Origin of the sequence: Paenisporosarcina quisquiliarum (assembly GCF_027563315.1) — a bacterium.
In the GTDB taxonomy this organism is placed as follows: domain Bacteria; phylum Bacillota; class Bacilli; order Bacillales_A; family Planococcaceae; genus Paenisporosarcina; species Paenisporosarcina quisquiliarum.
The window spans coordinates 36660-59572 of sequence record NZ_JAMKBJ010000017.1; the positions used below are offsets into that span (position 1 = coordinate 36660).

Annotated in this window: 21 protein-coding genes; 14 read left to right on the forward strand and 7 right to left on the reverse strand. The window is 39.2% G+C overall.

Annotation, left to right across the window (positions count from 1 at the left end; all coding sequences use genetic code 11):
• The first annotated feature begins 51 nt into the window (after positions 1-51).
• From hemH to M9R32_RS14835, 4 genes are all read left to right on the forward strand, one after another.
• Positions 52-987: a ferrochelatase gene (gene hemH, locus M9R32_RS14820; protein WP_269927523.1), complete on the forward strand. Its 936-nt coding sequence runs from the start codon at positions 52-54 to the stop codon at positions 985-987.
• A gap of 23 nt (positions 988-1010) precedes the next feature.
• Positions 1011-2423, forward strand: a complete 1413-nt coding sequence (gene hemY, locus M9R32_RS14825) for a protoporphyrinogen oxidase (protein WP_269927544.1) — start codon at positions 1011-1013, stop codon at positions 2421-2423.
• A 385-nt stretch (positions 2424-2808) separates the two neighbouring features.
• Positions 2809-3378, forward strand: coding sequence for a TetR/AcrR family transcriptional regulator (locus tag M9R32_RS14830; RefSeq protein ID WP_269927524.1), 570 nt, complete (start codon positions 2809-2811; stop codon positions 3376-3378).
• A 66-nt stretch (positions 3379-3444) separates the two neighbouring features.
• Positions 3445-5631, forward strand: a complete 2187-nt coding sequence (locus tag M9R32_RS14835; protein WP_269927525.1) for a YhgE/Pip domain-containing protein — start codon at positions 3445-3447, stop codon at positions 5629-5631.
• A 49-nt stretch (positions 5632-5680) separates the two neighbouring features.
• Here M9R32_RS14835 and yhfH read toward each other — a convergent pair whose 3' ends face one another.
• Positions 5681-5806 (reverse strand): protein YhfH, encoded by a 126-nt coding sequence (gene yhfH / locus M9R32_RS14840; RefSeq protein ID WP_269927526.1) that lies wholly within the window; start codon positions 5804-5806, stop codon positions 5681-5683.
• 138 nt (positions 5807-5944) lie between these two features.
• On the opposite strand from yhfH, the gene M9R32_RS14845 reads away from it, so the two are divergent.
• The 7 genes from M9R32_RS14845 (at position 5945) to M9R32_RS14875 (ending at position 13771) form a co-directional block, all read left to right on the forward strand.
• Positions 5945-6934 carry a lipoate--protein ligase gene (locus M9R32_RS14845; protein ID WP_269927527.1) on the forward strand — a complete coding sequence of 330 codons (990 nt, stop codon included), beginning with the start codon at positions 5945-5947 and terminating at the stop codon, positions 6932-6934.
• 226 nt (positions 6935-7160) lie between these two features.
• Entirely contained in the window at positions 7161-7868 is a 708-nt protein-coding gene (locus tag M9R32_RS14850) for a response regulator transcription factor (protein WP_269927528.1), read from the forward strand.
• Complete coding sequence (locus tag M9R32_RS14855) at positions 7865-8944, forward strand: sensor histidine kinase (protein WP_269927529.1); 1080 nt, start codon at positions 7865-7867, stop codon at positions 8942-8944. Before M9R32_RS14850 ends, M9R32_RS14855 begins: the two co-directional genes overlap by 4 nt.
• Complete coding sequence (locus M9R32_RS14860; RefSeq protein WP_269927530.1) at positions 8877-9650, forward strand: ABC transporter ATP-binding protein; 774 nt, start codon at positions 8877-8879, stop codon at positions 9648-9650. The genes M9R32_RS14855 and M9R32_RS14860 overlap by 68 nt, the downstream gene beginning before the upstream one ends.
• Complete coding sequence (locus M9R32_RS14865; RefSeq protein WP_269927531.1) at positions 9622-11556, forward strand: FtsX-like permease family protein; 1935 nt, start codon at positions 9622-9624, stop codon at positions 11554-11556. Before M9R32_RS14860 ends, M9R32_RS14865 begins: the two co-directional genes overlap by 29 nt.
• Before the next feature lie 129 nt (positions 11557-11685).
• Positions 11686-13239 carry a fatty acid--CoA ligase family protein gene (locus M9R32_RS14870; protein WP_269927532.1) on the forward strand — a complete coding sequence of 518 codons (1554 nt, stop codon included), beginning with the start codon at positions 11686-11688 and terminating at the stop codon, positions 13237-13239.
• Between the two features lie 76 nt (positions 13240-13315).
• Positions 13316-13771, forward strand: a complete 456-nt coding sequence (locus M9R32_RS14875) for a GNAT family N-acetyltransferase (protein WP_269927533.1) — start codon at positions 13316-13318, stop codon at positions 13769-13771.
• An 83-nt stretch (positions 13772-13854) separates the two neighbouring features.
• Here the strand turns inward: M9R32_RS14875 and nadA are convergent, their stop codons facing one another.
• From nadA to nadB, 3 genes are read right to left on the reverse strand one after another with little or no spacing between them, the layout of a single operon-like run.
• Complete coding sequence (nadA, locus tag M9R32_RS14880) at positions 13855-14949, reverse strand: quinolinate synthase NadA (RefSeq protein WP_269927534.1); 1095 nt, start codon at positions 14947-14949, stop codon at positions 13855-13857.
• Positions 14946-15800, reverse strand: a complete 855-nt coding sequence (nadC, locus tag M9R32_RS14885; protein WP_269927535.1) for a carboxylating nicotinate-nucleotide diphosphorylase — start codon at positions 15798-15800, stop codon at positions 14946-14948. Before nadC ends, nadA begins: the two co-directional genes overlap by 4 nt.
• Positions 15797-17335, reverse strand: coding sequence for an L-aspartate oxidase (nadB, locus tag M9R32_RS14890; protein ID WP_269927536.1), 1539 nt, complete (start codon positions 17333-17335; stop codon positions 15797-15799). The genes nadC and nadB overlap by 4 nt, the downstream gene beginning before the upstream one ends.
• A 113-nt stretch (positions 17336-17448) precedes the next feature.
• Between nadB and M9R32_RS14895 the strand changes: the two genes are divergently transcribed.
• Positions 17449-18585 (forward strand): IscS subfamily cysteine desulfurase, encoded by a 1137-nt coding sequence (locus M9R32_RS14895; RefSeq protein ID WP_269927537.1) that lies wholly within the window; start codon positions 17449-17451, stop codon positions 18583-18585.
• 333 nt (positions 18586-18918) lie between these two features.
• Here the strand turns inward: M9R32_RS14895 and M9R32_RS14900 are convergent, their stop codons facing one another.
• On the reverse strand, positions 18919-19065 hold the full coding sequence (locus M9R32_RS14900) for a hypothetical protein (protein ID WP_269927538.1): 147 nt from the start codon (positions 19063-19065) through the stop codon (positions 18919-18921).
• The gene (locus tag M9R32_RS14905) at positions 19065-20354 is read right to left on the reverse strand and encodes a helix-turn-helix domain-containing protein (RefSeq protein WP_269927539.1); all 1290 of its coding nucleotides are present in this window, start codon (positions 20352-20354) and stop codon (positions 19065-19067) included. The genes M9R32_RS14900 and M9R32_RS14905 overlap by 1 nt, the downstream gene beginning before the upstream one ends.
• Positions 20355-20610: 256 nt before the next feature.
• On the opposite strand from M9R32_RS14905, the gene M9R32_RS14910 reads away from it, so the two are divergent.
• The gene (locus M9R32_RS14910) at positions 20611-20907 is read left to right on the forward strand and encodes a DUF3006 domain-containing protein (protein WP_269927540.1); all 297 of its coding nucleotides are present in this window, start codon (positions 20611-20613) and stop codon (positions 20905-20907) included.
• Positions 20908-21015: 108 nt separating this feature from the next.
• Here M9R32_RS14910 and M9R32_RS14915 read toward each other — a convergent pair whose 3' ends face one another.
• Entirely contained in the window at positions 21016-22305 is a 1290-nt protein-coding gene (locus tag M9R32_RS14915) for a helix-turn-helix domain-containing protein (RefSeq protein ID WP_269927541.1), read from the reverse strand.
• 239 nt (positions 22306-22544) lie between these two features.
• Here M9R32_RS14915 and M9R32_RS14920 point away from each other — a divergent pair, with 239 nt between their 5' ends.
• A complete protein-coding gene (locus tag M9R32_RS14920; protein WP_269927542.1) occupies positions 22545-22754 on the forward strand; it encodes a hypothetical protein in 210 nt (69 codons plus the stop codon).
• Positions 22755-22913: the final 159 nt, after the last annotated feature.

The window sequence follows — 22913 nt, forward strand, 5'->3', positions numbered from 1 at the left end:
TTATGAACGTGGCAAAATGAAGAATGTAAATTAATGAATGAGGTGATCAAGTTGACTAAAAAAACAATGGGACTGCTTGTGATGGCTTACGGTACGCCCTATAAAGAAGAAGACTTAGAGCGTTATTATACACATATCCGCCATGGCCGTCCGCCAAGCCCTGAAGCACTGACTGATCTTAGAGATCGTTATCGTGCAATTGGGGGGATTTCTCCTTTGGCAAAAATTACAGATGATCAAGCTGCTGCACTTCGTGATCGTTTGAATGCCGTTCAAGATGAAATTGAATTTAAATTGTACATTGGCTTAAAGCATATAGAACCATTTGTGGAAGATGCAGTGGAGCAAATGCACAAAGATGGGATAACGGAAGCGGTATCGATTGTACTTGCACCTCATTTTTCAACGTTTTCAATTAAATCGTATAACGGACGTGCAAAAGAGACAGCTGAAAAATTAGGCGGTCCTCATATTACTTCTGTAGAGAGTTGGTATGATGAACCTAAATTTATTCAGTATTGGTCTGAAAAGGTTTCTGAGACGTTCAATTCGATGTCGGAAGAACAACGTGCGAAAGCATGTCTGATTGTTTCAGCGCATTCATTGCCAGAGAAAATTATTGCAAATGGCGATCCATATCCAAACCAGTTAAAAGAGACGGCGGACTTAATCGCGCAGTCAGCTGGTGTTGAGAACTACGAAGTTGGTTGGCAAAGCGCCGGTCAAACGCCGGAACCTTGGATTGGACCGGATGTTCAAGACTTGACACGTGAATTGCATGAACAAAAAGGCTATTCCACATTTGTCTACACGCCAGTCGGGTTTGTAGCAGATCATTTGGAAGTGCTATTTGATAATGATTATGAGTGTAAAGTGGTAACGGATGAAATCGGAGCTACTTACTACCGACCTGAAATGCCGAACACGCAACCATTGTTTATTGATGCGATGTCAGATGTTGTACTAAAGCATTTAGATAAAAAATAAGGAAACTGAAATCGAAAGTGATGATGACTGTGTCTCAAGGAAAACGTAAAGTAGCGATTATTGGTGGCGGAATTACTGGGTTGGCAGCTGCTTTTTACTTGCAGAAGGAAGCGAAAGAAAAAGGGTATCCCCTTGAAGTAGTTTTGATAGAAGCTTCCCATCGTCTTGGAGGAAAAATCCAGACAGTTCGTAAAGATGGATTTGTTATCGAACGGGGACCTGACTCGTTTTTGGCTCGTAAGAAAAGCTTTGGTATTCTGGCCGAGGATCTTGGCATTAGTGATCAACTTGTCAGCAATGCAACTGGACAGGCATATATACTCGTCAATGATGGTCTGCATCCGATTCCTGGAGGGTCTGTTATGGGCATTCCTACGCAAATATCGCCTTTCATCACCTCGGGATTGTTCTCATGGAGCGGGAAATTCCGCGCAGCTGGAGATTTTGTTTTACCTAAGTCTGCAGTTAATGAAGATCAGTCGGTTGGACAATTTTTACGCAGACGTTTCGGCGGAGAAGTGGTCGAAAATCTAATTGAACCGCTATTATCAGGTATCTATTCTGGGGATATTGATAAAATGAGTCTCCAGGCAACTTTTCCCCAGTTTTATAAGCTGGAACAGGAACATCGCAGCCTGATTATCGGTTCAAAAAAAACGACCCCTAAACAGCCTGTTGTTAAGTCTAAAGAGGGCATTTTCCGTACATTTAGGAATGGATTGGAAACGATTGTGGAAGCAATTGAAGCGCAACTCGAACCTGGTTCTGTTATGAAGGGTGTCCGTGTAGAACGTTTCGAACGAGTCGGGAATCAAGTGAATCTTTTCCTGAACAACGATTCGGAAATGCTTCTCGATCAATTAATTGTAGCAACACCTCATCTTGCAGCTTTGCCATTATTTGAAGACCATGGATTAATGACTGATTTCGAGGAGATGCCTGCTACCTCGGTTGCGACTGTTGCACTGGCTTTTAAAGAAGAAGCAGTCAAACAAGATAAAGAAGGCACGGGATTCTTAGTATCGAGGAACAGTGATTATTCCATTACTGCTTGTACGTGGACTCATCGTAAGTGGCCAACAACCACGCCTGATGGACATGTACTGCTTCGCGGTTTTGTAGGTCGTGCAGGTGATGAGTCTGCAGTGGAATTGTCTGATAGCGAACTTGAAAAAATCGTTCTTGCTGATTTACGTAAAACGATTAAAATTGATCAAGAACCTCTATTTTCAGTAGTCACACGATGGAAAAATGCATCTCCTCAATATGTTGTAGGGCATAAAGAACGCGTGGCAAAAGCGAAAAAAGAAATTAAAGAGCAATTCCCAATGATTAAGCTGGCCGGAAGTTCTTATGAAGGTCTAGGATTGCCCGATTGTGTGGATCAAGGGAAAGCCGCAGTAAGTGAAGTATTGGAAGATTTGTTTGTCAAATAATGGTGTAAGGGCAACTCCTCGGAGTAGCTCTTTTTTTTTACTTTAGTGTATAGTTATTTGAATAATAGAATCGAAGAGAAAAGTGGGTAAACTATGTACGCTATCATGAAATTTTTGATTTTTATCATTTTAATCTACGGATTTGATTTTCTGTTGAAGATTATGATCTTTTCTCCTATTGGAGCTGACGGTATTATGAGTTTGTTTATTCGCTCCATTATCGCAACTGTTTTAGCAATAATATCATCCTATTATATTTTAAGATTTATAGAGAATTTATGATTTTCTTTATTGGAAGCTTGAAAAATCAGGAGAATTAGTTTATGATAATGACTAAATGACCGTTATGGTTTTTTAGTCATTTTTATTGGGTGAGGTGAATATAGTGGATAGAAGACACGAAATATTAGAAGCAGCAACTAAATCATTTTCTTTGTTCGGTTATAAGGCGACGACAATGGATCAAGTAGCAAAGCTGGCAAACGTAGGAAAAGGGACAATTTATACGTTTTTTTCAAATAAAGAAGAATTGTTTCACGCAATTGTGTTTGCGATGATTAATGAAATGAAAGCAGAGAAGGATGCCATTATTTCTGATCGACGCTCTTTTCAGGAAAATGCTCATCTTGTTTTAATGAAAATGTTGGAATTCAGAGAAAGACATGCTTTACTTTCTAAGTTGATAGCTGAAGAAAAAGAGATGCAAACGCCAATCGTCCAAGCAGTTCTTGTGAAAGTCGAGCAAGAAATTGTCCACTATATTGCAGAACATATCGAGCGGGCGATTTCCAATAAGGAAATAAGAGATGTAGATGTCGAATTAGTAGCCTACTTGATTTTTAAAGCATATATGGCTTTTGCTGTGGATTGGCAAATGACGCATGAACAAGCACTGCCAGAAGAGAAAATCGTCGGTGTGTTTCGCGATACAATATTTCGAAGTCTCATTACTTGAGACTCTTTTTTTGGAACAAATTGACCAAATGAACAATTCGGTCAATAAGTATTAGGAGGAAATCAAATGATAAAACAAGAATTTTTAAACATAGTTAAGAATCGTAAACTACTTATCCCGATTCTTGCGGTTTTATTTATTCCAGTACTATATGCGGGCATGTTTTTGTGGGCATTTTGGGATCCCTATGAACAGTTAAATGAGCTTCCTGTAGCGATTGTAAATGAGGATGTTGGAGCTGAACTTGATGGCGAACACATAACGGTCGGGAAGGATGTCACGGAGAAACTTGTAGATAGCCAACAATTTCATTTTGTGGAAGTGTCAAAAAAACAGGGTGAAGAAGCTCTGGAAAATCAGGATTATTACATGGTGATCGAAATTCCATCGAATTTTTCTCAACATGCGACGACACTCCTTGATGAGCAACCTGAAAAATTATTGATTGAATACAAACCGAACGAAGGATTTAATTTCTTATCAGCGCAGATAGGTGATACAGCAGTTGAACGTATTCGTGCAGAAGTAAATAAACAAGTCGTAGCTAGCTATTCCGAAAAGCTTTTTGCTTCCATTACTAAAATGGGTACTGGTTACGGAGAGGCCGCCGACGGAGCTGAGAAATTATCTGCTGGAGCAGACAAGCTTTCTTCCGGAGCGACGGATTTGCAAGGATATCTGGAACAATTGGCAAGCGGATCAGTACAACTCGCCGATGGGTCAACAGCACTTGCTTCAGGGACAGTGAAAGCATCAAACGGTGCAACAGAATTGTATACTGGACTTGGAAAACTTACAGAAGGAGCGAGTCAGTTACAACAAGGTGCTGGCAAAGCAGCAGGTGGAGCGGGGCAATTGCAAGACGGGGTTGCTTCTTATACGCAAGGTGTTGCAAAAGTATCAACTGGACTAGCGAAGGCTAATGATAATGAACAGCAGCTTGTAGAAGCGCTGAGACAACTGCAACAAGGTGCCACCATGACGAATCAATCGGTTGGTAAATTGGCAGGAGGGTCGATTCAAGTTACCGCTGGTTTGGAGTCTTTATCCGAACAAATGGCTCCGATTCTCGCTTCACTTCCGAAAGAACAACAGACTGCTTTGAAAGTGGCGATCGAGCAACTTAAACAAGGAAGTTCACAGGTTTCTCAAGGTTTAGGTGAGTTGCAAGGTGGAACAGAGCAGCTAAGCGGCGGAATGAACCAGGCTACATCTGGTGCAGAAAATTTAGCAGCAGGACATCAGGAACTTGCGAAAGGATTATCTACCTTAACTCAATCCTCAGAGACTTTGAATACAGGGGCTGCATCTTTAGCAACCGGAACTGACACCCTTTCGACTAAGTTAGGGGATTTGAAAAATGGTCTCACAAGTGCCTCGACAGGTAGCAAAGAGTTATCAAGCGGGTTGCAACAACTCGTTCAGGGTTCAAACAAGTTAACTTCAGGTACCTCCCAGCTTGCGTCAAAATCTGGAGAACTTGCAGCCGGATCCACGCAGCTCGTGGAGGGGACAGCAAAACTAGCTGAAGGTACGTCTACTTTACAGGGGAAATTGGCAGCAGCTTCAACTGAAGCAAGCGAAGTTAATGCCAACGACGACACGATTGATATGGCTTCTTCTCCTGTAGGTGTGACGAAATCTGCAGTCAATCATGTTCCGAACTATGGAACCGGATTTGCGCCATACTTCTTATCACTTGGATTATTTGTGGGAGCATTGTTAATTTCAATTGTTTTCCCTCTGGTACAAACAGCAATCCCACCTACAAGTGGTTTTGCATGGGCAACAAGTAAAATGACCGTTCTCGGAATCGTAGGTGTTATTCAAGCATTGGTTGCAGTGGCCATATTAATTTTCGGTTTGGGATTGGAACCAGTGAATCTCGGGTGGTTTATTGCGACGGCCATCATGACAAGTTTCACTTACCTAGCCATCGTTCAATTGCTCGTTTCGGTTCTTGGTGACAGCGGAAGATTTGTTGCAATCATTATTCTGATTTTACAATTGACGACAAGTGCAGGAACCTTCCCGCTTGAATTAATTCCAAAACCATTGCAAATATTTAACCAATGGTTACCGATGACCTATTCCGTACAAGGCTTTAAAGCAGCGATTTCATCAACAGATATTGGTTTTATTCAGTGGAATAACGGGATCTTACTGGCATTCTTTATGGTGTCAATCGTATGCACCGTGTCTTATTTCGTCATATTGTTCAACAGACGCTACTCAAAATTAAAGACAGCATAAAAAAAACAGCCGTTCAGGAGAAAGATCCTGAGCGGCTGTTTTTTATGAATTAAATCGTATTGCATTTTTCACATGTATTGCCATAGCATTCATGCTGTTCTTCAATTTTTTCTCCACATTGTGCACATTGTTTAGGTGGAAGGTTTTTGAAAAACTCCACTACATTTTCAATCATATCGACGACCTCCTTTTCTTCTCTGTACTAGTACTGTTATTGTTTATAGTATTGTATTATAACAGTCAATCGAATGTCAACACAAACGGCGGATATTCCTATATAATATGAATAACATTTAAAAGGAGCGATACCCTCATGTATTTTATTGATAACAAAGGAATTACTGATCCTCGCATAAATTTGGCGATTGAAGAATATGCACTTAAAACGATGGACGTTGATAAAGATTCTTTCTTTCTGTTCTATATCAATGAACCAGCCATTATTATCGGCAAGAACCAAAATACGATTGAAGAAATCGATACGGATTATGTAGACATAAATGGAGTTCATGTCGTACGCAGACTTTCAGGCGGCGGAGCTGTTTACCATGATCTTGGTAATTTGAATTTTAGTTTCATCACGAAGGATGACGGCGATAGCTTCAGAAACTTCAAGAAATTTACGCAACCAATTGTCGATGCACTAAAAGAAATGGGCGTTGACGCAGAATTATCTGGACGCAATGACATATTAGCTGAAGGGCGTAAAATTTCCGGAAATGCACAATTCACAACTAAAGGGCGTATGTTTAGCCATGGTACATTAATGTTTGATACTGAGATTGATGCTGTGGTTTCTGCATTAAAAGTACGTAAGGACAAAATCGAGTCAAAAGGAATTAAATCAATTCGCAGTCGTGTGGCAAACATTACGGAGTTTTTGGACAAGCCGATTACAATTGAAGAGTTTCGTGTGAAGTTGCTTCACTCCATTTTTGGTGGAGAAGAAGTGAAAACAGTTGAATTGACTGAAGAGGACTGGGCGAATATTAAAGCTCTTTCTAAAGAGCGTTATGGTAACTGGGAATGGAATTATGGTAAATCTCCAGCATTCAACATGTCCCATTCAGAACGTTTCCCTACGGGTGGAATTGATGTGAGATTGCAAGTGAAAAACGGAGTTATTGAAGATGCCAATATCTATGGTGACTTCTTCGGAGTAGGCGACGTAGCCGATATCGAGAAACGTATTATCGGAGTAACTTACGATAAATCTGCGATTTCTGACGCACTTGGTGATATGGAAGTTTCGACATACCTTGGTGGAATTACAAAAGAACAATTTCTTCAGTTGATTTATTAATAGTAACTACGAGAGCCTGACTTCGGTCAGGTTCTTTTTTTGTTACTTGGACTAAATATTATTTTGTGCAACCTGGGAAGCCCTTCTGTCAACCTGGAAAGCGATTCTGTCTACCTGGAAAAGTAAACTGTCTACCTAGAGCAGTCTTCACTGTATTTCCGACTATAGTAGCACTTCACCCTTTTCTTAAGTACAATTAAGAAAAAGAGATTAGGGGGAGGATTAGATGTCGACACATCGTATTTATATCGTAGAAGATGATCGGAAAATCGCCTCACTGCTTGCTGATACGTTACGTAAATATCATTATGAAGTGCAAACGGTTCAAGACTTCGATTTGATCTTGGAAGAATTTGAAGCATTTGATCCGCACCTCATTTTGCTTGATATAAATTTACCTTCTTATGACGGCTATTATTGGTGTCGTCAGTTCCGTACGAAGACAACGTGCCCGATTATATTTATTTCCGCACGTTCAGGGGACATGGACCAAGTTTTTGCGCTTGAAAATGGTGGGGATGATTTCATCACGAAACCTTTCCATTATGAAATCGTCCTAGCCAAAATAAGAAGTCATTTACGTAGAACATATGGTGAGTATGCCGCGAAACAGGAAGAACGTACGATTAAACTAGGGAAACTGTGCTTATATTTGGAACGCATGGAGCTTCATACCGGCTCGCAAGAAATCCCACTTCAAAAGCGGGAGTGTACGATTCTAGAGCTATTAATGACCCATGTACCAAAAGTGGTCACACGGGAACAATTGCTCGAAGAACTTTGGGATGACCAGGCTTTTGTTGATGAAAACACACTGAACGTCAATATGACGCGTGTGCGTAAGAAGTTACAGGATTACGGAATTTCTTCAACTATTGAAACCGTACGGGGGGCAGGCTACCGTTTTGTACTAAGTGCGGAGGAGTCATCATGAAATTAAGACTGTTCGTGAAAGAACATGCAGCCTACTTGATTTTCCAACTAATTATGGTTCTCTTTATCATGTTGCTTTATTGGCTCGACGGCTTCCGTAATGCAGATACAGCCATCTATTCCGTTGTCATTAGCACTTTATTAATTTTATCTTTTTTATTTGGACGCTTCGTGAAACGATATGCGTTTTATCAAAAACTTTTGTCAACACCAAAAGAAATGGAAGCAGCATTACAACATGATGCGAAATCACCGGAACAACAACAGGTAGAAGAGTATTTACAAGGCCTATATAAGTTGTACCAAAACGAAGTTCAAGCACTTTATGCCAATCAGCATCGTCATCTCCAATTCATGAATCAATGGGTTCATCAAATGAAAACGCCGCTATCTGTTGTGGAATTACTCCTGCAGGAAGATGGGAATGTCGACAAGAGAAGTATGCAGGAAGAGATTGACCGTTTGAAGCGTGGGCTTGATTCCGTTTTGATGAATGCCAGATTAGATACGTTTGAACAGGATATGCAAATTGAACAAGTACATTTAAAGACATTGGTTTCTGAAGTAGTGTCTGAACATAAACGCTTGTTCATTACCCATCATGTGTACCCGGTGATTTCAATTGACGAAAAGTATATCGTACCGACTGATGCAAAATGGATGAAGTTTGTAATTGGTCAATTTATCACGAATGCCGTTAAATACACATTTGAAGAAGGCAAGAAAATACATATTCAAGTAGACTGCCTGGAAGGACAAGTGTTGCTGACAGTTCGAGATGAAGGAATCGGTATTCCATCAACGGATCTTCCGCGTGTGATGAAAGCCTTTTTCACTGGGGAAAATGGTCGGAAAACAGGGGAAAGTACTGGAATGGGCTTGTATTTAGCCAATGAGATTTGTGGAAAACTCGGTCATGAAATGAGCGTAGTGTCCGAGCAAGGCATAGGCACAACCGTCTCGGTTTTATTCCATAACCATGAAGGTGCAAAGCGAGGTGAGACAGAAGATGAGCATATTGAAAATGGACGAAGTGACGAAAGTGTACGAAGGGAAAGTGACACATCGTGCAATTAATCAATTAAGTTTTGAAGTGGGGAAAGGTGAGTTTGTAGCTGTCATGGGTCCTTCCGGAAGCGGCAAAACGACCTTGCTCAATCTCATTTCAACCATTGATTCGGCTACTTCAGGTACCATCACGATTGATGGGTTGCGCCCGGAAGAAATGACGAAAACCGAACTCGCACTTTTTCGGCGAAGACAGCTTGGTTTTGTCTTTCAGGACTTTAACTTATTGCAGATGCTGACTGTAGAAGAAAACTTGGTTCTCCCCTTAACACTGGATGGACTTCCACTCGATGAAATGAAAAAACGTATAGCGGATTTAGCGAAGAAACTGGACTTGGGACAAATACTTGAAAAGAGACCAAATGAAATATCTGGCGGCCAAGCCCAAAGGACCGCAATAGGACGGGCGCTTATTCATCAGCCCGCCTTTATATTAGCGGATGAGCCGACCGGGAACTTGGATTCGAAGGCATCCAAGGATGTACTAGAGCTTCTAGCAAGAGTCAATCAGGAACAAAAAACGACGATCCTGATGGTCACACATGATCCGATAGCTGCAAGTTACTGCGACCGTGTCATTTTCATTAAAGATGGCGAGTTTTTTAATGAAATTTACAGCGATGATCGAAGACAAACATTTTTCCAACGTATTTTAAACGTGCTGTCTTTACTAGGAGGCAATGTCAATGACCTTTCGACAATTCGCCTATCGTAATGTGGTTCGGAATCGTCGAATCTATGCCGCATTTTTTATGGCCAGTATGTTTTCGGTAATGGTCTTCTTCATGTATTCCATGTTATTGTTTCATCCGAAAATCGAAGATGAGTTTTTAAGGGAATTCGCAGCCTCTGGGATGATCGTAGCTGAAATTATATTGTACATATTTACACTGTTTTTCTTGTTCTATTCAATGAGTGCTTTTTTACAAGCCCGTTCAAAAGAGTTCGGGTTGCTGCTTCAGCTTGGTATGGAAAAAAAGCAATTAAATAAATTGATTTTCCTTGAAACGATGTTAATTGGTGCGGTATCAGTAGCAACAGGAATCTTTTTTGGTTATGCCTTTTCCAAATTCTTTTTTATGATCGTTCGAGAATTGCTGCAGTTGGAAAGTTTGCCTCTATATGTTTCAATTAAACCTTTTGCCCTGACAATGGGAGCGTTCTTCAGTCTTTTTGTCATCATCGCAATGACGAGCGTCGTATTCATACGGGAGCAAAAAATCATCGAATTGATACGTGGCTATTGGAAGACCGATGAACTACAAAGCTATTCAACAGTGAAAGCAATACTTGGAATCGCGATGTTAGTGTTTGCCTATGGAGCGGCTGCGTTTACATCGACGACCGTGGTACTGGCATTATCCATTGTTTTACCTCCGCTTGCTGCACTCGGAACGTACTTCTTTTTTACACATAGTGTATTATTTTTACTTCATCAAGTACGAAAGCGTAAATCACTTTACTGGCATCCATATCGTTTAATCGCCATTTCGGAAGTGGCCGTGAAATTGCGTGAAAATGCACGGATGTATTTTATTGTTACAATCGTTTCCACAGTTGCCTTTTTATCAGTTGGAACGTTAACTTCACTGTCTTCTTATACAGGACAATTTCGAGAAATAAATCCGCTGTCACTCATTTATTCTAGTGAAATGTCCAATCCGTATGAATCAGACCACATTTCATTATTGCGTAATGAACTTGAAGAGCAAGGCTTGTCCTATACGCTTGTTCCATTTTTAATCAAACAGCAAACATCGTCTTTTTCACAGAACTCGGTCGATATTTTAAGGATGTCGGATGTAAATAGTTTAGCGCTTGCGCTCGGGTTGCCACTGATTGAATTGCCTCCTGGAGAAGCAATGTTCATTCCATACTCGGAGGATTCAATTGGCACTTTAAAAAGTAAAGAAATTCAAACTGTGTTGGAAGAGAGCAATGTCCCAATCAGAATTCGTGGTGTATATCCGAAGATGTTATTTCCCTCAATGATTATTGGATCAAACATTGTCGTAGTCAGTGATTCCGACTATCGATTAATTAACGAACCGTTTTCCGGAAGATCACTGATTGACTCCTCGTATAAATTCTTTGCTTTTCATGTAGCTGAGTGGGAACGTACAAAATCAATTGGACTGGATATAGATTCCCAAGTGACGGACGCGATTTATGACGGAGGTTTTACTACGCTGCCATTTTACTTTGAAAATCCAGGATTGAACTACAGTGTGATCCGGGCAACGTTTTCATTGTTATTGTTTACCGGATTAATGGTTGCGGCTGTTTTATTATTGGCTGCCGGAAGCTTCGTCTACTTCAAACTATATACAGGATTGGAGCGGGACAAACGCCAATTCGACGTCCTAAAAAGAATGGGCTTAACAGAACAGGAAATTATTAAAATCGTCAATCGTCAACTTGTTCCTCAGTTTTTCCTCCCTTGGGGAATAGCCATGCTGCATAGTGCCTTTTCATTTTTATCCTTGCAAGTCATTTGGAGCAATTTGGCGGAAGTATCCATTTTAAGTGAAATGATTTTAGTATTAGTCGGCTTTACATTGATCCAAATCGTCTATTATTTTTTAATACGCTGGCGTTACATAGACCATGTCCGCGCGTGATATGTGACGACTAACCCCATTAAGCATCGTGAAAATTCACGGTGCTTATTGTATTGACTGAACATTTCTTATATAATGAAGATATTGAATAATGAATGAGTATTCATTCAATACAAAGGGGACTGTCAGATGAATTTAGTAGCTCGCGTTCGTGAAACGGCTTTACAACAACCATCTAAAACGGCTTATCATTTTATGGGGAAAGATACATCATATGCAGAATTCGACCAAACGATTGCTCGTTTTGCTTCGGCCTTACGTGAACAAGGTGTGGAAAAAGGGGACCATGTCGCATTCTTACTTGGAAATACACCACACTTCTTGATTTCTCTTTATGCAACGATGCGCTTAGGAGCAACTGCGATTCCAATTAATCCAATCTATACACCAGATGAGATTTCCTACATCCTTAAAAATAGTGACGCAAAAGCAGTCATTGCACTTGATATGCTTTTACCACTTGTTGAGAAGGCAGCAGGTGCGTTTCCATCCGTCCATACATATGTAATTTGCGAAACATCTTCAGACACAGGTGAAAAGTTGGCAGCTCTACCTGAAGGTTTACGTGGAAAAGTGAAATCGTTTACACAGTTGGTTATGGCCGCTTCACCCGACGTTTTGCCTGTTGAGATTGACCTGGATGACAATGCCGTTATTTTATATACATCTGGAACAACTGGACGTCCTAAAGGGGCGATGTTGACGCACGGTAATTTATTTTCAAATGCACGGGATACAGCGGACTATTTAGGCTTTGCTGCATCTGATAAAGTTCTTGCTACGTTACCAGTGTTCCATGTGTTTGCACTAACGGTTGTCGTGAATGCACCTCTATTAAAAGGAGCAACGATTCTACTTGTTCCGCGTTTCAGCCCGCAAGATGTTTTCGATATGGCAAAGGAACAACAAGCTACTGTCTTTGCAGGGGTCCCAACGATGTATAATTTCCTGTATCAATATCCGCAGACAAATGTCGAAGACTTCTCGACAATCCGTCTGGCGATTTCAGGAGGTTCTTCTCTTCCAGTTGCATTACTTCATAACTTTGAAGAGAAGTTTAATGTCCGTATTTCGGAAGGGTACGGTTTATCTGAGGCGTCACCTGTTACATGCTTCAATCCATTAGATCGAGATCGTAAAGCAGGCTCAATTGGAACTTCAATCATCAATGTTGAGAATCGTGTAGTGAATGAACTTGGCGAAGATGTAGAAGTTGGAGAAGTGGGGGAGCTTATTGTCCGTGGACCTAACGTGATGAAAGGCTACTACAAAATGCCAGAAGAAACTGCAGCGACCATTCGAGACGGGTGGTTGTACACAGGTGATTTAGCGAGAATCGATGAAGAAGGGTATTTCTATATCGTGGACCGTAAGAAAGATTTAGTCATTGTGGGTGGTTTCAATGTGTACCCACGTGAAGTAGAAGAAGTATTATTCGCTCATCCAAGTGTTGTAGAAGCAGCTGTCATTGGTTTACCTGATGCCAACTTCGGAGAAACAGTACATGCCTATGTAGTGGTAAAAGATGAAGGTCTCGACACGGAAGCATTATCTAACTATTGCGGCGAACATCTAGCAAAATATAAAATTCCTCGTAGCTTCGAGTTTTTGACAGAACTGCCTAAAAACACGACAGGAAAAATTTTGCGTCGATCTTTAAAAGATCAGGCACTTGCAAAATAACTGTTAAAATAGACATTTGGAAACCATTTCGTTTTAACGAATGGTTTCTTTTTTTAGGAATGAAAGGGGAAAATGAATGAGCTTAGAGAAGGTAAAACTAGTAGAAGTAAATGCGGAGAATTGGTATGAATGTTGCCAATTGGAAGTGTCAGAAAATCAATTAGGGTATATTGAACCGAATGCGATTTCAATCGTCCAATCGAAATTTGAGGAAACATTAAAACCATATGCAATATATGTTGATGAAAAAGTAGCTGGCTTTTTAATGTTTAATTCCAAATCAGAAGAACTCGATGGTCATTGGGTATATCGGATAATGATTGATCAGGAATTTCAGGGGAAGGGCATAGGGAAAACCGCAACCGTGTTAATGATTTCTGAGATGTCTAAGTTGCCAGACGTGAAAAAAATCGTCGTAGGTTATCATCCCGAAAATATGGCGGCGCACCATTTGTACGCTAGTTTAGGATTTGTAGACCATGGGGATAGATTTGGTAAAGAGATGGCAGTTATCAAACATATTAATGAGTAATAGCCTTATTAACTGATAACATAATTGCAAATAGAAAAGGGAACTTCCAATAAACTGGAGTTCCCTTTTTATGTTCTTTCATCCTATAGCATTTTCTCCAAAGCCATGATGGCTTCTTCTGCTGTCTTTTCATCAACGGAAATTTGATTGATGATTCGACCTTCCACAAGTTCCTCCAAAGCCCACGTTAAGTGAGGCAAGTCAATGCGATTCATAGTCAAACAAGGACACATAAACGGATTCAAGGACACGATATCACGGTCAGGGTAGGTAGCGATTAAACGGTTAACTAAGTTCATTTCCGTGCCAATCGCCCATTTCGAGCCGACTTCCGACGCTGCAATCATGTCGATAATGTATTTTGTGGAACCGGCATAATCAGAAGCGGCAACCACTTCATACGTACACTCAGGATGAACTAAAATTTTACGATCCGGTTCTTTTTCACGCAAATTTGCAACGTGTTTAGGCAAGAAATTCATGTGTACAGAGCAATGTCCTTTCCACAAAATCACCCGTACATCTTCCAAAGCACATTCCAATTCCAACTTGTGTTTGATTGGATCCCAAATTGCCATCGTTTCCAAAGGAATTCCCAGTTTCACAGCGGTGTTACGTCCTAAGTGTTGATCTGGCAAAAACAGCATCCGCTCTTTTTGAGAAAGTGCCCATGCCACCATTTCTTCTGCATTGGATGAGGTCACAGTTGCACCACCATTACGACCTACAAAAGCTTTGATAGCAGCTGTAGAGTTGACATACGTCAACGGAATTATGGTATCACCAAAGTAGCTTTGCAATTCAACCCAGGCACGTTCGGTTTGGTCAATGTTGGCCATATCCGCCATCGAGCAACCTGCTCTCATGTCAGGCAGAATCACCGCTTGATTTGGCGTAGTTAATATATCCGCTGTTTCAGCCATGAAGTGAACACCGCAAAAGATAATATAATCCGCCGTTTGTTTTGCCGCGATTTGCGATAACTGCAGCGAATCGCCAGTGACGTCTGCAAAGGCAATGACTTCATCCTTTTGGTAATGATGGCCTAGAATATACAAACGTTCACCCAATAGCTTCTTCGCTCGCTGAGCACGTTCGTGCAGTTCATTCGAAGGGGTGTTTAAATAATGGGCAGGAATTGTATCAGTCATCTGTAATTCTTCCAATAATGATGTCATGCGAAAATGGCCTCCTTGCTGGATACAGATAAATTCATGCTAATATCGATGTTTGAAACACTATGCGTCAATGCACCAATAGAAATGACATCGACACCAGTGTGACGGTATGCTGCCAGTTTAGCTAAATCAATACCACCAGAAGCTTCTGTACGAATGGAAGATGGGACAAGTTTCGCCCATCTTGTCATCGTCTCAGGTGTTTGGTTATCAAACATGATGACATGTGGCTTTGCTTCAATTGCTTCAAGCAATTGACCTTCCGTTTCGACTTCCACTTCTATCATGACCATATGACCTAGGGAAGCACGGACTTTCTCCACGGCTTGTGTAATAGAACCAGCAGCCGCTATATGGTTGTCTTTCAACATAACCGCATCATAAAGACCAATCCGATGATTGAAGCCACCTCCGACGCGGACAGCATACTTTTCAAACATTCTAAGCCCAGGTGTGGTTTTACGTGTATCTACAATGCGTGTATGCGATGATCCTAACTCATCAACACATTTAGCTGTCAAAGTTGCAATGGCGCTCATTCGCTGAACTAAGTTTAATAGCACACGTTCTCCTGAAAGTAGGGATGCTACTGGACCTTTTAAGTGAACAATGGCTTCACCAGCTTTCACGTGATCTCCATCCACTTTTAATAGTTCCACTTCAACCGCGTCATCCAATAAACCGTAGCCCCATTTAAAGCATTGAAGGCCAGCAACTACACCATCTTCTTTAATCCGTACAATTGCTTCTCCGATGTCCGAGTCCTGGAAAAGAACAGCTGATACGTCACGATCTCCTATATCTTCAATCAAGAAATGTTTTAATGCTTCTTCTACTTTCAATCGATTCATTTTACTGTCTCCTTACGTTCAATTTTACGTGTACTGATTGATATCCCATTTATGGATTGTTCAATAATTTTTCCTGTCCATTCCTCAGTAACTGCCGGGTAGTCTTGACGGTAGTGGCTACCACGACTTTCTGTACGAAGGAATGCTGAATGAGCAATTAAACTGCTTGCTGTGTATCGATGAATTTGTTGAACTTCATCAATAGAGTATTCTTCAAGAATTCTCGGATGAAGAGGGAATTCCTGAATGAAATCAGATAAACCGTCTCCAGTTCGAATGATGCCTATGTGTTCAGTCATACGTCGCTGCATATGGGCTGAAGAGAATTGAATGAATGATGAATCTAGTTCAGTATCAAAAGGAGTTCCTGACCGAATCACATTTTCTTCCACTCTCTTAGCTAGTCGTTCCGCAAACACGAGACCTTCGAGTAACGAATTACTGGCTAAGCGATTCGCACCATGAACACCAGTGGAAGCTACTTCGCCAATCGCATACAGTTGCGGAATGGATGTTTCCCCAACATCATTCGTTTGTACACCACCCATATGAAAGTGGGCACCAGGACGCACAGGCATTAAATCATGAATTGGATTTATGCCATGTCTCATGCAGTTGGCGTATATGGATGGGAATTTCATTTCGAAACGATGGATATAACGAGCATCCAAATAGATCGGATCATTTTTTTGCCAGTGCCATTCAATGACACGTGCCACAATATCCCGTGGCGCTAACTCCATTAAAGGATGTACGTCTTTCATCACACGAATTCCGTCCTGATTGACGAGGAATGCACCTTCACCTCGTACGGCTTCAGAAATAAGGCCACACGACTTTCCGTTCAACGTAAAAATGGTGGGATGAAACTGAACAAACTCCAAATCTTCCAGAATAGCTCCGGCATGGTAGGCGAGCGATAATCCATCACCCGTGGCTATAGGAGAATTGGATGTCTGACTGTATAGTTGGCCGATTCCGCCCGTTGCTAGAACAACATGATTGGCTTTAATGAGCTGTTTATGACCATGTTGATCACTAACTATGGCTCCTGTGCATCTTCCTTCCTCCATTTTTAATTTCAAAACGGCGTGAAAAGGGAGGAGGGTTACTTTTTCTTGTGTTTGTTTAAGCAAATAATGCATCAACATTTTGCCGGTCTGATCTCCACCTGCATGTAAAATTCTCCGTTGTGTGTGTGCAGCTTCTTGACCAAGTTCGGGTAAACCAAGCGAATTCGCATCAAAAGGAAGTCCTTGTGACATCAACTTTTCGATGAGCAATTTCCCTTCGTTTACCAGCATTTCTACACGCTCATGGTGAGCATGATCTGCCGTGGCAAGCATTGTATCGATGGCATGTGTCGCAGGAGAATCATAAGGAGCGAGTGATGCTGCAATTCCGCCTTGAGCAAGTGCAGTATTACTAGTGAATGGATCTTCTTTTGTGAGGATGGCAATGGACATGGAAGCGGGGAGAGAATGAGCGAGCATTAGCCCAGCGACACCACCACCGATGATACAAATATCAAACATTCTTTACACCAACTTTACGAAAAGTTTACAGCTGTCTTGACACTATTAATGACATAAAGATACAGTGATTACAAGAAGAAATTCGTTTTTGGAAGGAAAATGGGGGAGTTATAATGATTTACTTAGATACAGCTGCCACATCACCGATGAGAAAAGAAGCCATAACCGCCTATGTAGATGCGGCAACTAAAGCTTTTGGAAATACTCAAAGTCTACATGATGCCGGTTCAACCGCTGCAGACTATTTAGCATCCTGTAAGCAAATGTGGGGGGAATTCTTGAATGGACGGGCTGATGGGGTTTTCTTTACAGCAAATGCTTCAGAAGGGAATCAATTGACAATTCGCTCGCTATTAAGAGGGAGACCACCTGAATATCAGGATATCGTCACAACCAAACTAGAGCACGCCTCCGTACTAACAACTCTGAACGAGTTAGAAAAAGAAGGCTATCATATTCATTACATTCCGGTTGATCATTATGGCGTTATAGATATGCATGCATTTGAGCAAGCCGTGAGCCATAGAACTGCTTTAGTTATTATGCAACTTGTAAATTCTGAAATGGGTGCCATTCAACCTGTAGCTGAATGTGCTGCCTATTCGAAGAAATACGGGGTGCCAATCCAATGCGATATCGTTCAAGGGTTTGGGAAATTACCGGTGGATGTTCGTTCATTAAATGTAACTTCAGCAGTTTGTTCGGCACATAAAATTGGAGGACCTAAAGGGGTGGGAATTGTTTTTATAGATCCTTCCGTTCACTGGGAATCGGTTTATGAAGGCACAACTCATCAGAATGGATTTCGTGCAGGTACAGTCGATGTGCCAGCAATCGTGGCTGCGACGATTGCTGCAAAATATGCATTGGCAGAACAGGAAGATTCCTTTTTAAAGGCAAAGCAAATACAAGATTTTCTATTGACCCATTTACCAGAAAGGGTTCAATTAGTAGGAAATACAAAAACAAAGTCTCCTTTTATACAGGGATTAATTTTGCCACACGTAGAAGGGCAATGGCTGATGCTCGAATGCAATCGGAAGCAAATTGCCATCTCCACTGGAACGGCTTGTAAAATCGGCTATGGAGAAGCAATTTCTGCGATGAGTGCAATGGGCTATGACACAGATATGGCCAGAAGATTCGTAAGAATTTCTCTTAACTACCAAACAACTGTCGAAGACATTCAAGCATTCTTGCAAGTTGTACAATCTTCTCTTATAGATAACAAAACGAAAGCCACTCCGTAAAAGGAGCGGCTTTTAAAATTCAGGAATATGAAAATAAATTATTATTAAATGAAACAAAAAATTGAGATATAGCGTATTCTAGATAATAGTAGAATTTCAAAGAAAGGGGGCAACAGGTACCATGGGTGATTTATTTTTTGTCGCTATCATAGTTTTCATCATTCCGTTGCTCATCATAGGCCTCTTAATTTATATGTTCATGTCCATGAAGAGTAGGAAAGATCAACTCAACCAATTGAAAAACTCCTTATCAGAAGGTGTATCAAAAAAACAAATCAAGTAAAAAAGCAGAAACTGTCTGGAATAAATATTCCAGTAGTCTCTGCTTTTTTATTAGTTGTTTAATGCAACGTATGTTCCACCAATTGGTTGAATGCTTGTGATTTTAGGGATTTGTGCATCTGCATGAGTGCGATCTTGCGTAGAAAATCCTAAAACAATTACAGCTGCAAACAAAGTGATAACTAATTTTTTCTTCATTATAATTCCTCCAAGTAAGTTATTGATTTTTGTAAAAACTGATATTCTATTGCTTTTTGGTAAGTTAGAGCAGAATTTTTATACTTTCTATTACTACTATATAAATTAGCTAATTTAATAGCGTATTTATTTGCATATCGATAATCTTTTGTGTTTTCGAAATGTTCAATTGAAGATTTATAGAGATTTTCGTCTTTAATATCATTTTCATGCATAATACTGTAAATCATAAAGTGATAATAATATGAATGAGTTTTATCAGATGGATTAGCTTCCAATAATTCAAAACCTTTTTTACACCATTCAAGAATTTTTTCAATTTTATTTTGCTTAGAATATTCTTTTACAATTGAAAAAATAGTTAATAGGTAACCTTCGGTATCTTTCATACTATTCAAACTCTCAATATAATATTCTATTGCTTTGTCGTGATTATTCTTTTGAGCATAACAAAAACCTAAATTTTGGGTGATTATACCCTCATATTCCTTGAAATTCAAATCGTTAGTAAGTTTCTTTGCCAATAAATAACTTTCTTCTGCACTTTTATACTTTGCGGTCAATGTTTGGGCAATACCGATTACAATATAGCAATCAATCGCTCTCTTAAAGATTAAATTGTCTTTATAAAAATTAAGAGCTTTAGTTGAATACTCAATAGTATTTAAAAAATGATTGTTAGAGAGATAAGAAATGCTTAGGGCATTATAGAAGTCTGCTATTTCCCATTCATCAAGATGAAAAGCAGTAATTAAATCTAGACCATTTTCAAAATACTGGAGTGAAACTTTGAATTGTTGTTCTACATGTAGTAATATTCCACTATTTAAATTAAACAAAAAATATTGACGATCATCGAATTTCTCATTCATCTGATCCAAAGCTTCCTTCAAATTTAACAAGATTTCAGTTTCTGTTTCTGTGATTAGAAATAATCTAAACAGATAAAGATTATAAGTGAAGAAATTAGACTCATCTTTAAAGAGAAAATTTCTTTCCTTATAAGAATTCAATTTCACTAAGATATCTTCTTTGTTCCGATTGATAATGGCATCTTTATAAAGAAGATATAGCTCAGATAGGAATTCCGTTTCCTGTTCCATGGAGAGATCTTCATAATCCAGATTTAATCTATCCAATAAAAGCTGCAACACATCTTCACTTGGAATGGTCTGGTTATTTTCAATCTTACTCAAATAGGACGTTGAACAAATTCCTTTTGCTAATGTAACTTGTTTCATATTCTGTTGTATGCGGGACATTTTAATGAGCAATCCGATATTATTCATATATCCACCTTTTATACTACTAGAGTAATTGAGTAATATCTACTAGATACTGTTGGGAAACAAAACTTAAATACCTATAAAAAAACGCGTGTTTTGGAAAAAAGTTTCCCAACCTGTTTTTCTTTCTAATTCTATCTTAACGAATTATGATTAAATTGTAACTAGTTAATCTATTAGTATTACCTCAAATTCTACGTTTATTACGAATATTTAGCAATTTTCAAGCGAAACCATCATTTAAAAGGAGCTGTTCAGTATGTTTACAGGAAGAATGTATAAATTGGATCGATTTGAAGATGATTTAGCAGTTCTTTTGGAATTTCCTAACGAGTCAAATGTATTGGTCGTTCCAACAGATGATTTAACGCATGATATGAAAGTTGGCGACGTTTTATTAGTAGATATTCAAGAAGAAGGATTTCACATTTCAAAAGTAAACAAGCGTGTGGCCAATAAACAGAAGGTTACTGACTCGGTTTCTTCTTCTCATAAGATAAACAGTTACTACATTGATTACGAACAAGGTTGTTTAGTGTATACAACAGCCAGCTAATATTTGCGTTCAAAGGCACTGCCGCCAGTGTCTCTGACATATAGAAAAAAGCCTGTAACTATTTCCCCCGACCTCGGGAAATAGTTACAGGCTTTTTGATTTACATGGTTAAAGATCTTCCCACGAGGTGTAATTGTTTTTAAGAAACAGATACTCATTCGAGGCAGCGTAATATTTTGCCGCATTTTTATATTTATTAATCTCGTTAAAATATTCAGCTAAAAAAATATAGTACTTGTAAGTATAAAGATAATCTTTTGCATCCTTGAAGTACTGGATGGCGTTTAGTACAACCTTTTCAAAATTCAAGTAATTTGTATACTTAGAAAGATAAATATTAAAGTGATGCTGGAAACGAATTAAGCCATTTTCATGTTGTTCATTTAATAATTCAAGACCTTTTTTAGACCATTCGATTACTTTAACGGAATTTGATTGCTTTGAGTACTCTTGAGCAATCGAAAGTACACTAATTAACTTTGTTTCGGTTCTGTCACTCAATGTCATACTTTCTATATAGTGTTCAATTGCTTCTTCCGATTTACCTTGCCAAGACATGATGGCTCCAAGGTTATGGTAAATGACGGAGAAATGATCTTCTAAATTAAGTTGTATTGCAATTCTTTTGGCCAGTTGCAATGTTTCCAGTGCTTCATCTAGCTTATATGAGGTTTTTTGGGCAACGGATAAAACTAAATAACACTCAATCGCACGAATATAAAAGAAATTATCTTTAAAATAAGTTAAAGCTTTTTGAATAAACTCCGTACATGTGACTACTCTTTGATGTTGGATATAAATTATGCTGAGCATATAATAAAAATCCGCTGTTTCCCATTCTTCAATCGATAATTGTTGATGTCCTTTATAAGCTTTCTCAAATGCCGATAACGAGAATGTGAAGTCATGTTTAAAATAATAGTAGCTTCCTAAGCAAGAATTAAATAAAAACGTCTGATATTCATCAAAGTTACTAGATAACTCGGACAATGCAATTATCAGATCACTGGTATCATTTCGCACTTCAGGGACAATCAAAGTTAACCTAAGGACCATGAGCTGGTATGTATAAAAGTTTGAAGAATCCTTAAAAAGGTATCTTTCGTTATTAATTTCTTTCAGTGCTTTTGCTGTGTGTTCGCGGTCTTTATTCATGACGGCATTGAAATAGATCTCACGAATATGCTTAAGATAACTCTCATCATCTAAACTTTTGTTTTGGTTAATTGCAAGTTCCAGTCGATTTAATAGTAAATTGACCACTTCTTGACTTGGTACGATGGAATTGTTTTCAATTTTACTGAGATAGGAAGGGGTGCAAATACCTTGTGCTAAAGTGATTTGCTTCATGTTCCTTCTGATTCTCTCCAATTTGATGACGTGTCCAAAGTTATTCATGGTCGATATCTCCTCATTAACATACATTTTACATCAGTAATAATTAATCTTTATCCTACTATACGTTGATTAAACTTTAAACAAAAGTTTAATCAAGAAATTTATTTCATAAAATTGATATATATATACCCTGAATGTGAAAACTTTCCCAACATTTTCGACATTTTTCGACGTTTTTTTCATGTAAACTAGAAGTATAGAAATGAAACGAAAGAATCGAAATGGAAGGGGGGAAGGAAATGAAGAATGTATTATTAGTATCCATACAAATTGCATTAGGATTATTGCTCTTTCAAAATAGAAACAAGTTTACGAAACCCATTCACTTAATCGCTTTCACTTTTTTTGCTTTGCTCATGATATATTCCATTTCAAGTCTACTCCCCATTTTAGGTGAAGGCGTAATTGTTTTGAAGAAGCATATGAACCCAGAAGTATTCAGATTTTAAATCAAAAATCCCTTTAGCATAAAAACGGCTAATGGACTAACCTAATTTAGTGGGACAATATAAAACACCTTCGAAATGGTACACTTTAAACAAGTACTTATATCGGAGGTGTTTTTGCATGGGCAAAAACGTATATTCAAGCGAAACAAAATGGGCAGT

Bases quoted from the DNA above. Each gene is read 5' to 3' on its own strand.
- hemY (WP_269927544.1), top strand. From the start codon at position 1,011: ATGACTGTGTCTCAAGGAAAACGTAAAGTAGCGATTATTGGTGGCGGA.
- M9R32_RS14835 (WP_269927525.1), top strand. From the start codon at position 3,445: ATGATAAAACAAGAATTTTTAAACATAGTTAAGAATCGTAAACTACTT.
- yhfH (WP_269927526.1), bottom strand. From the start codon at position 5,806: ATGATTGAAAATGTAGTGGAGTTTTTCAAAAACCTTCCACCTAAACAA.
- M9R32_RS14845 (WP_269927527.1), top strand. From the start codon at position 5,945: ATGTATTTTATTGATAACAAAGGAATTACTGATCCTCGCATAAATTTG.
- M9R32_RS14850 (WP_269927528.1), top strand. From the start codon at position 7,161: ATGTCGACACATCGTATTTATATCGTAGAAGATGATCGGAAAATCGCC.
- M9R32_RS14855 (WP_269927529.1), top strand. From the start codon at position 7,865: ATGAAATTAAGACTGTTCGTGAAAGAACATGCAGCCTACTTGATTTTC.
- M9R32_RS14860 (WP_269927530.1), top strand. From the start codon at position 8,877: ATGAGCATATTGAAAATGGACGAAGTGACGAAAGTGTACGAAGGGAAA.
- M9R32_RS14865 (WP_269927531.1), top strand. From the start codon at position 9,622: ATGACCTTTCGACAATTCGCCTATCGTAATGTGGTTCGGAATCGTCGA.
- M9R32_RS14870 (WP_269927532.1), top strand. From the start codon at position 11,686: ATGAATTTAGTAGCTCGCGTTCGTGAAACGGCTTTACAACAACCATCT.
- M9R32_RS14875 (WP_269927533.1), top strand. From the start codon at position 13,316: ATGAGCTTAGAGAAGGTAAAACTAGTAGAAGTAAATGCGGAGAATTGG.
- nadA (WP_269927534.1), bottom strand. From the start codon at position 14,949: ATGACATCATTATTGGAAGAATTACAGATGACTGATACAATTCCTGCC.
- nadC (WP_269927535.1), bottom strand. From the start codon at position 15,800: ATGAATCGATTGAAAGTAGAAGAAGCATTAAAACATTTCTTGATTGAA.
- nadB (WP_269927536.1), bottom strand. From the start codon at position 17,335: ATGTTTGATATTTGTATCATCGGTGGTGGTGTCGCTGGGCTAATGCTC.
- M9R32_RS14895 (WP_269927537.1), top strand. From the start codon at position 17,449: ATGATTTACTTAGATACAGCTGCCACATCACCGATGAGAAAAGAAGCC.
- M9R32_RS14900 (WP_269927538.1), bottom strand. From the start codon at position 19,065: ATGAAGAAAAAATTAGTTATCACTTTGTTTGCAGCTGTAATTGTTTTA.
- M9R32_RS14905 (WP_269927539.1), bottom strand. From the start codon at position 20,354: ATGAATAATATCGGATTGCTCATTAAAATGTCCCGCATACAACAGAAT.
- M9R32_RS14910 (WP_269927540.1), top strand. From the start codon at position 20,611: ATGTTTACAGGAAGAATGTATAAATTGGATCGATTTGAAGATGATTTA.
- M9R32_RS14915 (WP_269927541.1), bottom strand. From the start codon at position 22,305: ATGAATAACTTTGGACACGTCATCAAATTGGAGAGAATCAGAAGGAAC.
- M9R32_RS14920 (WP_269927542.1), top strand. From the start codon at position 22,545: ATGAAGAATGTATTATTAGTATCCATACAAATTGCATTAGGATTATTG.